Origin of the sequence: Frankia sp. ACN1ag (assembly GCF_001414035.1) — a bacterium.
GTDB lineage: Bacteria > Actinomycetota > Actinomycetes > Frankiales > Frankiaceae > Frankia > Frankia torreyi.
Genome location: NZ_LJPA01000005.1, coordinates 110,827 through 126,548 on the forward strand (window position 1 = coordinate 110,827; position 15,722 = coordinate 126,548).

10 protein-coding genes and 4 pseudogenes are annotated in these 15,722 nt (G+C 73.4%); 5 read left to right on the top strand and 9 right to left on the bottom strand.

The features are described 5' to 3' along the window. Positions 1-314: 314 nt before the first annotated feature. On the top strand, positions 315-644 hold the full coding sequence (gene cutA, locus UK82_RS05840; RefSeq protein ID WP_044883673.1) for a divalent-cation tolerance protein CutA: 330 nt from the start codon (positions 315-317) through the stop codon (positions 642-644). 82 nt (positions 645-726) lie between these two features. Here the strand turns inward: cutA and UK82_RS36055 are convergent. After that, a pseudogene (locus tag UK82_RS36055) lies at positions 727-972 on the bottom strand (XRE family transcriptional regulator); the annotation flags it as partial. 1 nt (position 973) lies between these two features. Further along, a pseudogene (locus UK82_RS05845) lies at positions 974-2,235 on the bottom strand (multiprotein-bridging factor 1 family protein); the annotation flags it as partial. A 168-nt stretch (positions 2,236-2,403) separates the two neighbouring features. Between UK82_RS05845 and UK82_RS05850 the strand changes: the two are divergent. Further along, a complete protein-coding gene (locus UK82_RS05850; RefSeq protein WP_044883573.1) occupies positions 2,404-4,200 on the top strand; it encodes a DEAD/DEAH box helicase in 1,797 nt (598 codons plus the stop codon). A 28-nt stretch (positions 4,201-4,228) separates the two neighbouring features. On the opposite strand, the gene UK82_RS05855 is transcribed toward UK82_RS05850, so the two are convergent. Continuing rightward, entirely contained in the window at positions 4,229-5,077 is an 849-nt protein-coding gene (locus UK82_RS05855) for a peptidylprolyl isomerase (protein ID WP_044883574.1), read from the bottom strand. 258 nt (positions 5,078-5,335) lie between these two features. On the opposite strand from UK82_RS05855, the pseudogene UK82_RS36060 reads away from it, so the two are divergent. Both UK82_RS36060 and serS read left to right on the top strand, forming a co-directional pair. After that, positions 5,336-5,483 (top strand): annotated as a pseudogene (locus UK82_RS36060) (serine--tRNA ligase); the annotation flags it as partial. A 1-nt stretch (position 5,484) separates the two neighbouring features. Further along, positions 5,485-6,598, top strand: a pseudogene (gene serS / locus UK82_RS05860) (serine--tRNA ligase); the annotation flags it as partial. Here the strand turns inward: serS and UK82_RS05865 are convergent. The 6 genes from UK82_RS05865 to UK82_RS05890 all read right to left on the bottom strand — a co-directional run bounded on the left by UK82_RS05865 (position 6,571) and on the right by UK82_RS05890 (position 15,004). Then, a complete protein-coding gene (locus tag UK82_RS05865) occupies positions 6,571-7,575 on the bottom strand; it encodes a phytoene/squalene synthase family protein (RefSeq protein WP_055406625.1) in 1,005 nt (334 codons plus the stop codon). The pseudogene serS and the gene UK82_RS05865 overlap by 28 nt on opposite strands. Before the next feature lie 1,537 nt (positions 7,576-9,112). Beyond that, on the bottom strand, positions 9,113-10,072 hold the full coding sequence (locus UK82_RS05870) for a VWA domain-containing protein (protein ID WP_044883576.1): 960 nt from the start codon (positions 10,070-10,072) through the stop codon (positions 9,113-9,115). Beyond that, positions 10,069-11,079 (bottom strand): DUF58 domain-containing protein, encoded by a 1,011-nt coding sequence (locus UK82_RS05875; protein WP_044883577.1) that lies wholly within the window; start codon positions 11,077-11,079, stop codon positions 10,069-10,071. The genes UK82_RS05870 and UK82_RS05875 overlap by 4 nt, the downstream gene beginning before the upstream one ends. Continuing rightward, positions 11,076-12,191 (bottom strand): MoxR family ATPase, encoded by a 1,116-nt coding sequence (locus UK82_RS05880; RefSeq protein WP_044883578.1) that lies wholly within the window; start codon positions 12,189-12,191, stop codon positions 11,076-11,078. Before UK82_RS05880 ends, UK82_RS05875 begins: the two co-directional genes overlap by 4 nt. 99 nt (positions 12,192-12,290) lie before the next feature. After that, positions 12,291-13,817, bottom strand: a complete 1,527-nt coding sequence (gene crtI / locus UK82_RS05885; RefSeq protein WP_044883579.1) for a phytoene desaturase family protein — start codon at positions 13,815-13,817, stop codon at positions 12,291-12,293. A 62-nt stretch (positions 13,818-13,879) separates the two neighbouring features. Next, positions 13,880-15,004, bottom strand: coding sequence for a polyprenyl synthetase family protein (locus UK82_RS05890; RefSeq protein WP_055406562.1), 1,125 nt, complete (start codon positions 15,002-15,004; stop codon positions 13,880-13,882). A gap of 2 nt (positions 15,005-15,006) precedes the next feature. Here UK82_RS05890 and UK82_RS05895 point away from each other — a divergent pair, with 2 nt between their 5' ends. Then, complete coding sequence (locus UK82_RS05895; RefSeq protein WP_044883581.1) at positions 15,007-15,720, top strand: hypothetical protein; 714 nt, start codon at positions 15,007-15,009, stop codon at positions 15,718-15,720. Positions 15,721-15,722 lie beyond the last annotated feature (2 nt).

The following is a 15,722-nucleotide window of genomic DNA, read 5'->3' on the forward strand; positions in this document are numbered from 1 at the left end:
CCTGACCCACGCCGCCGCCGGGTCGGGCAACCCCGTACGGGCACGACCCGCCGGTCCGACCGCCGAAAGGGGCCGGTCGGCAAGAACCGCCATCGGCGCCGCCGCACAGCGTGGCGATTCCACCCCGGAAAGTGCCCTCCGCATCCACCGCTGGTAAACGGAAGGTGCCTAAAACTGCCCCATCCGGGCCGATAAGGGTGGATTGTCGCCGAGGGAATAGCCGCCACCCTTCCGGGCGCCGTAAATTCAACGGCGACCGCCACTGATCGATGTAGAGTATCTCGCGTATCCCTCGTTTCCAGATGGGAGTGCGCGTGGGTCACCTTCAGGTCATCGTGAGTATCGACTCCCGGGAAGGCGCCGAGCGTATCGGCCGTGCGCTCGTGGAGGCTCGCCTGGTCGCTTGTTTCCAGGTGATCGGCCCGATGAGCAGCATCTACCGCTGGAAGGGCGAGATCGAGCAGGCCGAGGAATGGCTCTGTCTAGGGAAAACCACCACCGAGCGATTCGACGAGCTACGCGAGCGGCTGGTCGTCCTGCACCCGTACGAGAATCCCGAGATCATTGCCACGCCGATAGTGGCGGGCCACGCCGACTATCTGCAGTGGATCAGTGCGGAGACCGCGCCCGCTGTGCGGAGCTGACGTCCGGTCGCCGCCCCGACTCTGGCGGGGCCGGGGCGGCGACCGGACGTCATGCCGGCGGCGTCGTCGGAGGAGTCCCCGCTCAGGCCAGCGCCCGTAGCTGGTCGTCGAGGTCCCGTACGGCCTGGGTGTGCTGCCAGGGCCGTAGGTGCTCGCGGGTCCGCCGGACGCGGGCCAGGCCCAGGGAGAAGTCCGTCTGGGCCACGATCGACAGCGCCTCGGCGGCGAAGTGGCAGGCCGCCTCGATCTCCCGACGCTGGATGTGGACCTCGGCGATGTCGCTCATCAGCAGCGACCGCTTCTTCGTGGCACCCGGCGCCGTGGCCCGNAGGGCCTCGGTGGCCGCCGCGTAGGCTGCCGCCGGGCGGCGCAGCCGGGTGTAGGTGGTGACCTTGAGCCCGTCCAGCCGACCCCGGTCGAAGAACTGGGTCCAGACCCGGTCGCCGTCGCTTTCGCCCCGCTCGAAGGCCTCCTGCGCGCGGTCGAGTGCGGCCAGCGCCGCCCGGCCCTCGCCCCGCGCAGCCTGCTCCTCGGCCTCCCGGGCGGCCAGCCACGCCCGGGTCATGACGGTGCTGCCCGTCGCCGCCCGTCGCTGGGCCTCGCCGAGCAGCACGCACGCCTGGTCGTGGCGGCCCTGGCTGGCGGTCTGATAGCTCTCGTAGCCGAGCACGCACGCCCACAGCGCGTTGTCGTCGGCCTCGCGGGCGGCCTCGATGGCCACCCGGTAGTACGCCACCGCGGCGGGCAGGTCGTTCATGTCGAAGGCCAGCCAGCCCGCCAGCGCCGCGGTCTCGCCGGCGGTGGAGGTGAGGTCGCGGCGCACCGGCGTGCGGCCCGTCGACTCCAGCAGCTGGGTGAGCCGTCCCAGGTGATCGGTGACCCGTTGCATGAGGACCCGGGCGGGAACGCGCTCCTCCAGGCCGTACAGGCCCGCGGTGCGCTGCCCCAGCTCCTCGGCGAGCTCCGGGGTGACGCTCGCCCGGCGCCGCAGCGCCGCCGACAGCCGCTCCCAGGGCGGGGTGTCCGAGGCCGCGGCGATCGGCACCACCGCGACACCGCCCGCCGCGGCGAAGAGCCGCAGAAAGTCGCGCCGTTCCACGGAAATACCATTCGGGTCGATCACGTCGGCGTCCGCCTGCAGGACCAACGTGCCGCCGGGGACCACCTCGTGGCCGACCTGCTGCGGACCGCCGGGCGCGGCCGGGGTGATACCCCGACCCATTCCGCTTCGCATTGCTCCGGCAGCGGAGGGAAGCGTCTCGTCGTCGACGAAACCCAGTTCCACCGAGGACCGACCGAATAGAGCTCGCAACAGCCGCTGATAACGCAGGCTCGGTTTCTTGTCGCCCTTCTCCCACTTACAGATCATGTTTCCGGTCACCCCGGCCTCGCGGCCCTCGTGGATGACGGAGAAGCGCCGGATCTCGGTGGCGAGGCGTTCCTGGGACCAGCCCCGCTCCTCCCGGCTCAGCCGTAGCCGGGCGTTCGGGGTGCGGGTCGCGGGGGCGCGGTTGGGCTTCGACACGTCAGGTGATGGTCCGGAGGCTGCAGGTGCCCGGGAAGCTGCCGAGGGACCGGTCGTGAGCTGCATCGGGGCCTCCGAAGTCAATCGGTTGACTCCTGGAGCTTAACCCTCTGTGAGATAAGACGGTCATAGTCACTGTGGTCCCTTGGAGACCAGCTAGGGCAAAAATGTGGTCTTCCCGGCGCGCGGGTGGCCTGCGTTCCGCTAACGGGCGCCGCCTTCTAGAGTGAGGGCGTGAGAGCCGGACCCCTCGACCGACGTCCTCGACCGCCCGGATCCGGTGCCCCGACCCGTCCGCTGCGCGCGTGGCAGCGGGCGGCCCTCGACGTCTACCGGTCTCGCTCGTCGTCCGGGGGCCGGGACTTCCTCGCGGTGGCGACGCCGGGCGCCGGCAAGACCACCTTCGCTCTGCAGGTCGCCAATGACCTGCTGGGCACCGGCGAGATCAGCCGGATCACGGTCGTCGCGCCCACCGAGCATCTCAAGCGGCAGTGGGCGGCCGCCGCCGCCGAGGTCGGGGTGGACCTCGACCCGGACTTCCGCAACTCCGCCGGCGCGACGTCGTCCGACTACACCGGCGTCGCGGTGACCTACGCCCAGGTCGCGGCCCACCCGGCGCTGCACCGGGCGCGGACCGCCGCCCGGCGCACGCTGGTCATCCTCGACGAGATCCACCACGCGGGCGACGCGCTGTCCTGGGGCGAGGCGACCCGGGAGGCGTTCACCCCCGCGGCGCGGCGCCTCGCCCTGACCGGGACGCCGTTCCGCTCCGACGTCAACCCGATCCCTTTTGTCACCTACCTGCCGGGACCCGACGGCGTGCTGCGCAGCATCGCCGACTCCTCCTACGGCTACGCCGAGGCCCTGCGTGACGGCGTCGTGCGACCGGTGCTCTTCCTCGCCTACTCCGGCGAGATGTCCTGGCGGACCAGCGCCGGCGCCGAGCTGTCGGCCCGGCTCGGCGAACCGCTGACCGGCGAGCAGACCGCCGCCGCCTGGCGCACCGCCCTGGACCCGGGCGGAGACTGGATGCCGGCCGTGCTCGCCTCGGCGGACACCAGGCTGTCCCAGGTGCGCGCCGGCGGCATGCCTGACGCGGCCGGGCTGGTCATCGCCACCGACCACGCCGCCGCGAGGGCGTACGCGGGGCTGCTTGCCCGGATCACCGGCACGTCGCCGGTGCTCATCCTGTCCGACGACCCGACCGCGTCGGCGAAGATCGCGAACTTCCGCCAGTCCGCGGACCGGTGGATGGTGGCCGTGCGGATGGTGAGCGAGGGCGTCGACGTGCCCCGCCTCGCCGTCGGGGTCTACGCGACCTCGGCCTCGACGCCGCTGTTCTTCGCCCAGGCCGTCGGCCGGTTCGTCCGGGGGCGGGGTCGGGGCGAGACCGCCTCGGTGTTCCTGCCGAGTGTGCCCACCCTGCTCGCCCTCGCCGGGGAGATGGAGGTCCAGCGCGACCACGCGCTGGAGAAGCAGCCGCGCGACCCGGACGCCTTCGACGACGAGGCGCTGCGCGACGCCAACCGGCGCAAGGACACCCCCGACCAGCCGGACACGCTGTTCACGGCGCTGGGCTCCTCGGCCCATCTCGATCGGGTGATCTTCGACGGCGGCGAGTTCGGCACCCCCGCGGCGCCCGGCTCGGCGGCGGAGGAGGACTTCCTCGGCCTGCCGGGTCTGCTGGAGCCGGACCAGGTCGCGACCCTGCTGCGCCAGCGGGAGGCCGCGCAACAGGCCGCCGCGCAGGCGGCCGCGCGGCGCGGCGCCGCTGCCCGGGCGGGCGAGCAGCCCGAGGTGCCCGCGGCCCGCGACGGCGCGCAGTCGACGACCCGCCCGGTCCACGAGGTCATCGCCGAGCTGCGCAAGGAGCTCAACCGGCTGGTCGGGGCGCACTTCCACCGCACCGGCAAGCCGCACGGGATGATCCACGCCGAGCTGCGTCGGGCCTGTGGCGGCCCGCCGAGCGGGCAGGCCAGCGCCGCGCAGTTGCAGGCCCGGATCGACACGATCCGCCGCTGGGCCGGCTGACGGCTGCCCGGCCGGCCCAGCCGCTGCGTCAGCCGCCCTGCGAGATGGCGATCGACAGGATCTTCGCCTTGCTGGCCGGGGCGCCGTCGGAACCGCCGCCCTGCACGCCGGGCTTGGTGAGCTTGTCGAGGACGTCCAGCCCCGTGGTGATCTTTCCGAAGACGGTGTAGCCGCCGGCCAGCGCCGCCGCCCCCTGCTGCGTCGGGTCGGCGTAGTTGATGAAGAACTGGCTGCCGTTGCTGTTCGGCGCGGAGCTGTGCGCCATCGCGAGCACGCCGCGGTCGTAGGTGACGCCCTCGGTGTTCTCGTTGGCGTATCCGTAGCCGGGGCTGCCGCTGCCGGTGCCTGTCGGGTCGCCGCACTGCAGCACGGAGATGCCCGCCTCAGCACCGCCGGTCTGCCGATGGCAGAGCGTGTTGTCGTAGTACTTGGCATCGGCGAGGGTGCGCAGGGCGTGGACGGTGCACGGCGCCTTCTGCGCGTCCAGGCTCGCCGTCAGCGTCCCGGCGTCGGTGGTGATGGTCATGGTGGCCGGGGATGTGTCGACGGTGGCGGCCGGTTTCGGCAGGGTGGCGCCGCGGGCGGGGGTCTCCCCGTTGGCGGTGTACGTGCAGGTGCCGACCTTGCTGGTGGCCGCCGCGGCGGCGCTGGGGGCCGCGGTGCTGGCCGCGTTGGCGGCGGTGACGTCAGACTTGTCGTCCTTACCGGTGAGCAGGATCGCGGCGATCGCCGACGCGGCGACCACGATCGTCACGAAGCCGGCCACGATCGCGAGCCGCTGCTGGCGGCGGCGGTGGGCGACCCGCCGCCGCTGCGTCTGCCGGGCCGCTCGGGCCTCGGCGAGCTCGCGCTGCCGTCGCTCCTTGGAACTGGCCACCGTCGCCGGCCTCCTCACATCCCGAACCTGGCAGGTTCTTCGCTGATGCGTCCCGTCCGTCCCGCGGCGGCGGACACATGTGGTCTGTGCACCGTAACCGTTCGGCGGTGCTCGGCTGGGCAGCGCACCTGGGGCAGCGCACCTGTGGCGAGCATGCCGAAGCCGCCTGTGCGCCCGCTGTGCGCCGGAAGCGTCGGCGGTGGCTGGTAGCGTTGCCGCAAGGTGAGGTGCGGTACCGATCAGGGGCTGACGCGATTCATGCTCGATAAGCGTTTTATCCGCGAGAATCCGCAGGCCGTGAGGGACGCGGTCGCGGTCAAGGGTATTGACCTGGACGTCGACGAACTGCTCCAACTCGACCAGGACAATCGCAAGCTGCAGTTCGAGGTGGACGGGGCGCAGGCCCNGCGCAAGAGCTTCGCCAAGCAGTTCGCCAAGGCCGACGAGGCACGCCGGGCCGAGCTGCGGGTCGAGCACGAGGCGTTCGACCGCCAGCTGCGGGACCTGCGCGAGCAGCTTGCCCGCACGGGCGCGCGATTGGCCGAGCTGATGCTGCTGACGCCGAACATCCCCTGGTCGGGGGCGCCGGTGGGGCCGGACGAGGCGGCCAACGTGGTGCTGCGCACCGTCGGCACGCCCCCGGAGTTCGACTTCACCCCGCTCGACCACACCGAGCTCGCCGAGAAGCGCGGCTGGGCCGAGTTCGCCCGCGCCCGCAAGGTCGCCGGCGAGCGGGCCTACGCCCTCGTCGGCGACATGGTGATGCTGGAACGGGCGGTGCACTCGTACGCGCTGGACCTGCTGCGCGGCCGGGAGTTCACCCCGGTGGCGGTCCCCGCGCTCGTCCGCGAGGAGCCGCTGATCGGCACGGGGATGCTGCCGAAGGCCCGGGAGGAGATCTACGCGATCCCCGAGGACGACCTGTACCTGGCCGGAACGGCCGAGGTGGCCCTCGTGGGCCTGCATGCGGGGGAGATCCTCGACGCCGCCCGGCTGCCGATCCGCTACGCCGGGATCTCGCCGTGCTTCCGCCGGGAGATCGGCAGCGCCAGCCGGGACGTCCGCGGCCTGCTGCGGGTGCACCAGTTCGAGAAGGTCGAGCAGTTCGTGCTCTGCGCCGCCGACGAGGCCGAGTCGGCGCGCTGGCACGCCGAGCTGCTCGCCACCGCCGAGCGCATCCTGTCCGACCTCGGGCTGTGCTACGAGGTCGTCGAGTGCGCCACCGGGGACATGGGCGTCGGCAAGTTCCGGATGAACGACATCAACACGTGGTTTCCGTCGCTGGGCCGTTTCCGGGAGACGCACAGCTGCTCCACGCTGCACGACTGGCAGGCTCGCCGGGCGAACCTGCGCTACCGCGACACCGACGGCACGATCCGCTTCGCCCACACGCTGAACAACACCGCGGTGGCCACCCCCCGGCTGCTGGCGGCGCTGCTGGAGAACTTCCAGACCGCGGACGGCGCGGTGCGCATCCCCGAGGTGCTGCGGCCCTACCTGGGCGGCCGCGAGCTGATCTGAGCGCCGCCGCGGCGGCGCGCCCGCGCGGCCCGGACCAGGGCCGGCCCGGCCACCGCGAGGCGTCGCGGCAGCCCGACGGCCACCCGGCGTTCCAGCACCCGGTAGTCGGCTCGCTCCACCTCGTCGAGGATCTCCTGGTAGAGCACGAACGCGGTGCGCATGCAGTCCCGCGAGGTGGGGTGCAGCAGCCGGATGCCGGGCTGGGCCGCGCGGAACAGCTCCCGGGCCCGGCTGATCTCGAACGCCAGGAGCCGGCGAACCGGCCCGTCGACGACCCCGGCGGCCAGGTGCTCCCGGGTGACGCCGAACAGCGCCAGCGACGTCTGCGGCAGGTACACCCGCCCGCGGCGCAGGTCCTCCCCGACGTCACGGATGAAGTTGGCGTGCTGGAAGGCGAGGCCGAGGTCGCGTGCGTAGGGCAGCGCGCTGTCGTCGACCGGTTCGAGCAGCGGCACCATCTGCAGGCCGATGACCGCGGCCGAGCCGTGCATGTAGACCAGCAGGTCCTCCCACGTCGCGTACCCGGTGACGGTCAGGTCCATCGCCATCGAGGACAGGAACGCGGCGAAGTGGCCGGGGTCGAGGGCGAAGCGATGGATCGTGTCGACGACCGCCGGCAGCACCGACACCTCACCGGCAGCCCCACCCGCACCCGTCCCACCGGCGATCTGGGCGTCGACGGCGTGGGCGGGCACGCCGTCGCGCAGCGCGGCGAGGAACCGGGCACTCCAGGCCTGCAGCCGGATGGCCCGCTCGTCGCCGGTCAGCGCCGAGTCGAGGTCGTCGACGATGTCGTCGGCGTGGCGGGCGAAGCCGTACAGGGCGTGCACGTGCGCCCGTTTCCATGGCGGCAGCAGCAGGGTCGCCAGGTAGTACGTGCGCCCGTGGGCGGCGTTGAGGGCGCGGGCCCGCGCATACGACGCGCGCAATCGGGGATCGGTGATTCCGGCCGCGTCGAGCTCCCCCACGGCGCTCAGCCTAACGGTACTGACGGTGGGCCCTGGGCCCCTGGTCCTGGATCTCCGAACATCATGATTGCGCGTGCCGGGTCGGGGCGGGGTTCTGCTCCGGGCGGTGGCGCGTGGGCTGTTCCGCGGAACACCATGATCATATTCTGGGTTCGGGTGGGGTTCCGGCTGCACCGCCGTGGCCGCGTCGCCCCTCACCGCGGATGATCTTGTGTTGGGTTTTTGTCGGTGGTGGGTGGGACGATCGTCGTGTCCGTTGATCGATGACACCTCTGGCCCGGTGATCCTGATGAGTACAGCGTCTGCATTCCCTCCCCCTCCGCCTGTCCCCTCTGCCTCGTCTGATGCGTGCGCGCTGATCGGGGTGGATGTGGAGGTCGCATCGTTGGGGGAGGTGGAGGAGGCGATCTGCCGGTGGGCGGGGCGGATCGCCGCGGCGAGCTGNGGCTGGCTGTTGGCGGTGGCGGCGTTCGACCGTCGGGGTGGCTGGTCGGGGGTCGGGATGGGGTCGTGTGCGCACTGGCTGGCCTGGCGGTGCGGTATCGGCCTGCGCACGGCGCGGGAGCAGGTGGCGACGGCGCGGGCGTTGGAGGGTCTTCCGGTCCTTCGGGCGGCGTTCGCGGCGGGCACGGTGTCGTATGCGAAGGTGCGGGCGGTGACCCGGGTCGCCGAGCCCGCCACTGAGGAGCTGTGGCTGGCCCGTGCCCGACGCTGCTCGGCCGGTCAGGTGGAGCGGCTCGTCCGTTCCTACCGGCAGGCCAATGGTGATCCGAAGGTCCGGCGGGCCGCACGGCGAGTGGCCTGGACGTTCGACGGCGACGGCATGCTGTGTCTGCGTGCGGTCCTGTCCCCGGACGAGGGCGCCCGGCTGATTGCCGCGTTGGACGCCGCCCGGGCCAGTCTCGAGGACACCACCTCCCTGGCCGGCGACAGTCTCCCAGCAGGCACCGGCACGGGCGACGAGGGTGGGGTGCCCTCGGACGGGGAGAAGGTCGTGATCGCACGGGATCGGCGGCGTGACGCCGACGCGCTGGTCGCGCTGGCCGACGGGTTCCTCGACCGGCCCGCCCCGGGGCTGATGCACCCTGGTCACACCCTGACCGTGCACCTCACCACTCAACCCACTCCCACCAGCAGCAACACGGCGGACCCGCAGGAAGGTACCGCGGGTGGGACTGAGGAGCCGGTCGGGGTGGCGCGGGTGGGGGTCGGGGCGTGGCGGTCTACCTGCGTGACCAGGGGCGCTGCCAGTACCCGAGGTGCGGTCACACCCGCTGGTTGCACCTGCACCACCTCACCTGGTGGGGCCGCGGGGGTGGTACCGACATCGACCGGCTGCTGCTGCTCTGTTCCACCCATCACCGGGCGGTGCACGACGACGACATCAGCCTGGGCCGGGACGCGGACGGGACCGTCACCGCGCGGACTGTCGACGGCCGCGTCCTTGTCGCAGCACCACCGGTCCTGCCCGGACCCGAGCCGGCAGGGACCCTCGCCCACGCCACCCGCCACATCGACCCCGCCGCAATCCGGCCGGTGGGGATGGTTATGGCAGACGGGAGGCGAAGGCGAGCGAGCTCGCCGCGGCGAGGAAGCCCAGCGCGAGGGAGAGGCCCAGGAACCAGGTGGTGATCTCGCGGTACTCGGTGCGGTAGCCGATGGAGCTGCCCAGGCCCTTGTAGACCGAGCGCAGCTCGTCGCCGGTGGCGGCCCGGTGGTAGGAGCCCTCGGTCTGGTCGGCGATCTCGTTGAGGGCCTGCTCGTTGACCGGGACGGGCACCTCCTGACCGCCGACATCGAGCGTGCCGTCGCTGGTGCCGTAGGCGATGGTGTCGACGGGGATGTGCGCCTGCCGGGCGGCATCGGTGGCCTGCGTGTTCGGCCGGCCGCGAGTGGTCTCGCCGTCGGAGAGCAGGACGATGGCCGCGGGTGGCGGGCTCTGCCCGGCGTCGGAGAATCGCTTGCCGGCGGTGTTGATGGCCTGCAGCGAGGCGAAGATCCCCTCACCGATGGCCGTCGCCGGGCCGAGCTGCAGGCCGCGGATGCCGGCGCGGACCGACTCGCGGTCGGTGGAGGCGGGCACGAGCACCGTCGCGCTGCCGGCGAAGGAGACCAGGCCCAGGTTGATGCGCGGCGGGAGCTGGTCGACGAACGCCTCGGCGCCCTGCTTGGCCGCCTCCAACCGGTTCGGGGCGATGTCGGTGGCGGCCATCGAGTTCGACACGTCGATGGCCAGGATGATCGTCGCGCGTTCCCGCGGAACCCGCTCGGCGCGGGCCGGCCGGGCCAGCGAGAACACCAGGCCGGCGAGGGTGAGCAGCAGCAGCGCGGCCGGGACGTGGCGGCGCCACCACTGCGGGCGCCGCGGCAGCACCGATGCCAGCACCGAGGTGGACGACAGGCGGGCCGCGTACACGCGCCGCCGCGCGGAGACGACGATGTAGGCGACGAGCAGCGCGGCGACGAGCAGATACAGCCACAGCCAGTGGCCGGCGAGGAAGCTCACCGGGTACCCGCCCGGGCGGGTCGGCCGACCGGCGCGCGCCGCCCGGCGCCGCGGCCGCGCCGGTTCGCGGAGGCGAAGCGGACGATGTCGACGAGCCAGTCCGAGTCGGTGCGCAGGACGAGGTGGTCGGCGCCGACGCGGCGTAGGGCGAGCGACACCTCCCGGCGGTGCGCCGCAGCGGCCGCGGCGTACCGTTCCCGGAACTTCCGCGACGAGGTGGGCACCTCCAGCATCGCCCCGGTCTCGGCGTCGACGACGGGCAGCAGGCCGACGGCGGGCAGGGCCAGCTCCAGCGGGTCGACGATCTCGATCGCGAGCACCTGGTGGCGGGCGGCGACCACGCGCAGCGGGCGTTCCCAGCCGAGGTCCGTGGACTGGAAGTCGGAGATGACGACGGCGAGGCCGCGCCGGCGCGGCGGGCGCAGCAGGCCCTGCACGGCGGCGGCGAGGTCGGTGGCAGCCGCCGGGTCGGGCCGGCGGCGCGGCCGGTCGTGTGCGGCGCGGGGCAGCGTGAGCAGGGTGCGCAGCAGCGCCCGCAGGCCGTCGCGACCCGGCCGGGCCGGGATGAGCCGCGTGCCGGCCTGGGTGAGCGCCACCGCACCCATCCGGTTGCCGGTGCGAGCGGTGAGGAAACCGACCGCGGCGGTGGCGGCGACCGCGAGGTCCCGCTTCTCCCACGCGCCGGTGCCGAACTCGCTGCTGGCGCTGAGGTCGACGAGGGCCCAGGTCTCCAGCTCCCGGTCGGCGATGAGGTCGTGGACGTGGGGGACGGTGGTGCGGGCGGTGACGGCCCAGTCCATGCGGCGCACGTCGTCGCCGATGGAGTACTCGCGGCTCTCCGCCTTCTCGCTGCCCTGGCCGGGTAGCAGGCCCAGATGGTCGCCGAGCAGCATCCCGTCGAGGCGGCGCAGCACGGTGAGTTCCAGGCGGCGCAGCGTCCGCTCCACCGCCGGGTCGCCGGCCGGCGTGGCGGCGACCGGGCTGGGGCGGCCCGCGTCCGGCGTCATGAGATCGGGCCCCGGTCGAGGTATTCGGGGAAGCCCGAGCGCGGGTTGGTTCCCCAGCCGCCGGTGTTCGGCCCGACGGGCCCGGTGGGGTAGGGGGCCTGCTGGCGTGGCGCCACCTGCGGCTGCTGGATGGTCTCCAGGATGCGGGCGGCGATCGCGTCCGCGGTCAGCCCCTCGGCCAGCGCCTCGTAGGACAGCACCAGCCGGTGCGGCAGCACGTCCATGGCGACGGCGACCACGTCGTCCGGCACCACGTAGTCGCGCCCGCGTAGCAGGCCGAGCGCCCTGGCGGCGGCGACCAGGCCGAGGGAGGCCCGCGGCGAGGCGCCGTAGGCGAGGTGGCCGGCCAGTTCCGGCAGCCCCGCCTCGGCCGGCGCCCGGGTGGCGAGCACCAGCCGCACCGCGAACTCGGTGATGGCGTGGTGGACGAACACGTTGTCGGCCCGCGCCTGCAGCCGCTCCAGCACCTTCGGGCCCAGGACGCGCTCGGGGACCGGCGGCGACACGCCCATCCGCCGGACGATCTCCAGCTCCTCGGTGGGGCTGGGGTAGGGCACGTTGACCTTCATAAGGAACCGGTCGCGCTGGGCCTCGGGCAGCGGGTAGACGCCCTCGGACTCGATCGGGTTCTGGGTGGCGAGCACCAGGAACGGCCGGGGTAGCCGGTGGGTGGCTCCGCCGAGCGAGACCTGCTTCTCCGACATGACCTCCAGCAGCGCCGACTGCACCTTCGCGGGCGCGCGGTTGATCTCGTCGGCCAGTACGAAGTTGGCGAAGACCGGCCCGAGCTCGACGTCGAACGCCTCCTGGCTGGCCCGGTAGATGCGGGCGCCCACGATGTCCGAGGGCACGAGGTCGTTGGTGAACTGGATCCGGACGAACGAGCCGCCGACCACGGTGGCCAGGGTCTGCACCGCCAGCGTCTTGGCCACCCCGGGCACGCCCTCGAGCAGGCAGTGCCCGCGGGCGAGCAGCGCGACGAGCATGCGCTCGACCATGCGGTCCTGCCCGACGATCACTTTTTTGATCTCGAACAGGGCGCGCTCGAGCAGCGCCGCGTCCGAGGTGGTGTCCGGGGCGGCGAGGCCGGCCGGGCTCTGCCCATCGTCCATGCCGGTATTCTCCCAGCCCCGGCGCGGAATCGGGCGCCAACGGACTCGGCACGGCTCGGTTGCAAGCGTCTTCTAAGCCCCTGTTCAGGAACTTTCGGTTCAGGCCGGGGCTGCGGCGCGCAGCGCACGCGAGCGGTAACCGCGATCGGCGCCGAGGATCCGCTCCGCCGCCAGTCGTCCCGAGATGAGCACCATCGGCACGCCGACGCCGGGCCGGGTGCCGCTGCCGGCGAACACCACGTTCGCCAGCCCGGGCGCCATGTTCGCCGGGCGGAACGGGCCGGTCTGGCGGAAGGTGTGGGCGGCGGCGAACGGCGCGCCCGCCGCCATCCCGCGGGCCCGCCAATCGGCCGGGGTGGTCACCTGCTCCACCTCGATGGCGGCGCCGAATCCGGCGTAGCCACGCCGCTCGCAGGTGGCGACGACCTCGTCGCGGTAGCGCGAGCGCAGCACCGACCAGTCCAGCGGCGCGGTGAGGTTCGGCGTCGGGAACAGCACGTAGTAGGCGTGCCCGCCGGCCGGCGCCATCGCCGGTTCGCTGCGTGACGGGGTGGTGACGAGAAACGACGGGTCGCTCATCAGCTCGCCGCGGTCGATGATCTCCGTGAACGTCCGCCGCCAGGCCTGGCCGAAATGGATGGTGTGGTGCGCCGCGTGCGGATACTCCACCCGCGCGCCGGCCAGCAGCAGGAAGCACGACGGCGAGTAGCGCAGCCGGCGCAGCCGGGCCGGCGCCGCCGCCGGCGGCAGCAGCTCGGCGTAGGCGATCGGCAGGTCCGGGTTGAGGACCACCACGTCCGCGCCGATGCGCTCGCCGGCGGTGGTGTGCACCGCCACCGCCCGACCGCCGCGCACCTCCACCCGACTCACCGTCGTCTCGTAGCGCACGGTCACTCCGTGCTTGACCGCCGCGGCGGTCATCGCCTCGGCGACGGCGTGCATGCCGCCCGTCGGGTGGTACACCCCGGCGACGGAGTCCATGTACGAGATGACGGCATAGAGGGCGAGCGCGTCGTGCGGGGCGAGCCCGGCGTACATCGCCTGGAAGGAGAACATTCGCCGGGTCCGCGGGTCGCGCAGGTGGCGGCCGACGACCGTGTCGAGCCGGCGGAAGCCGCCCAGCGCCGCGAGCCGGGCGAGCTGCGGGCGCAGCAGCGACAGCGGCGAGTCCACCTGGGCGTCGATGAAATGCCGTACCTGCGCGCGGTACATCGCCGTGACCAGGGTGACGAACCGCTCGAAGCCGGCGGCCTCCGCCGGGCCGCACAGCGCCCGGATCTCCGCCGCGGTGTCGGCCGGGTCGGCGCGCACGTCCAGCGACGAGCCGTCGGCGAAGAACCCCCGGTACATCGGGTCAAGCCGGGTCAGCGTCAGCCAGCGGTCGAGATCCTCCCCGACGCAGTCCAACGCGTCGGCGATCAGCTCGGGCATGGTCAGCACGGTCGGGCCGGTGTCGAACCGGTAGCCGCCGAGGGTGAGCAGCCCCGCCCGGCCGCCCGGCACCGCCTCGCGCTCCAGCACCGTCACTCGCCGCCCGGCCCCCACCAGGCGCAGCGCGGCCGACAGCCCCGCAAATCCCGCACCGACGATGACGACGTGATCCGTCGGGCCCTCCACCGTGCGCATCCGNCGCCCGCCCCCTCTCTCCAGCTCTCCCCGGTCGTACACGACTGGCCCGGTCGTACGCGTCACTGTGCCCGCACCGTGGCCGCGGTCGCGAGCTCCACCAGTGCGCCGCGGGTGGTGTCGTCGAGGTCGAAGCGTTCCAGGACGGCCAGGGCCTGCGCGGTGCGCGCGGCGATCCGCTCTTCGGCCGCGGCCGGCGCGCCGCTGGCGGCAATCAGCTCGCGCGCCTCCTCGACCGCGCCGGGTCGTGTCGGCCGACCGACGAGGTCGCGCAGCCGGGCTGCCGCCGCCGGCCGCGCCTGGCGCAGGGCCAGCGCGAGCAGCCCGTTGGGCCGGCCGTCGCGCAGGTCCTGCCCGGCGGGCTTGCCGGTCACCGCCGGGTCGCCGAACACCCCGAGGATGTCGTCGCGGAGCTGGAACGCCTCACCAAGCGGGTGACCGAACGCCGCGTAGATCTCCAGCAGGCCGGGGCGGGTCCCGGCAAGCAGGGCGCCGAGCTGCAACGGTCGGACCACCGTGTAGCCGGCGGTCTTGTACCGGGCGATCCGCGCGACCCGCGCCGGATCGAGGCCGCGCGGCGGCCCGGTGCTCGGCCGCTCGGCGCCTGCCTGGCTGGTCTCGGCGCTCTCGGCGCCCACCTGGCTGGTCGCGGCGCCCACCTGGCTGGCGAGATCGAGGTACTGGCCGGCGACGAGCTCGCCGCGCATCCGCGCGTACGTCGGCCAGGCCCGCGCCAGGGCGCCGGGAGTCAGCCCGCTGGCCATCAGCAGATCGTCCGCCCAGGTCAGGAACAGGTCGCCGAGCAGGATCGCCGCCGAGCGGCCGAAGGTTTCCGGATCGCCGCCGAGCCGGGCCCGGCGGTGCATCCCTGTCAGGCGGCGATGGGCGCTCGGCTCACCGCGACGCAGTTCCGAGCCGTCCATCACGTCGTCGTGCACCAGCGCACAGGCGTGTAGCACCTCCAGGGATGCGGCGGCCGTCACGATCTCGTCGCAGTCCGGCCCGCCGGCACCCCGCCAGCCCCAGTAGCAGAACGCGGGCCGCACCCGCTTGCCCTCGCTGAGCAGCACGTCCTCGGCGATTCGGACGAACGGGTCGAGATCGGCGTCGATGTCGCGCAGCGCCGCCCCCCGAGCGTCGGCGAACCGGCGCAGCACGGCGGAGACCCGCGGCCGGACATCGGTCATCGGTGACCGGGGTACCGTGCGGTGTGCCCGTGTTCGACACCGCCATCCTGGTGATCGCCATCGTGCTGCTGGCCGCCGCGGTGGGCGGTCTGTCCCTGTTGCGGATGCCACCCGCCGAGCTGGTTCACACCGTCGACGGTATAGACGCCGTCGAGGTCATGGTGGCCGCGGGCCGGGTCGAGGTCGCCGAACGTGATCGCTCGGACGTGCGTGTCGACCTCACGGTGCGGCGCCGGCCCGGCCGGTCGAGCCCCGCGGTGACCACCGCCGGGTCGGTGTTGCGGGTCGACGGGCGGCGCAGCGACGTGCGGGTCAGGCTGGCCGTGCCGCCCGGCACCCGGGTGCGGGCCGAGGTGCTCGCCGGCGAGATCACCCTGTGGGGCGTGCGCGGGGAGCTGTCGCTGGTCACCCGCGACGGCACGATCGCCGGCCGCGAGCTCGGCGCCGGCCCGGTCGCCGCCCGCAGCCGGGGCGGGGACGTCAACCTGCACTTCGACCAGCCGCCGGACGCCGTCCATGCGCACACCGAGTCGGGTCTTCTGACGGTCATGCTCCCCGACGGCGGGTACGCGGTGGAGGTCGAGACGGGCGATCCCAGCGCGGTCGACGTGGCGCTGCCACCGACGCCGGGGGCCACGCGGCGGGTGGTGGCCCGCACCGTCGCCGGCCGGGTTCGCATCGGCCTGACCGCCCCGCTGGGGCCGCTGCCGATCTGATG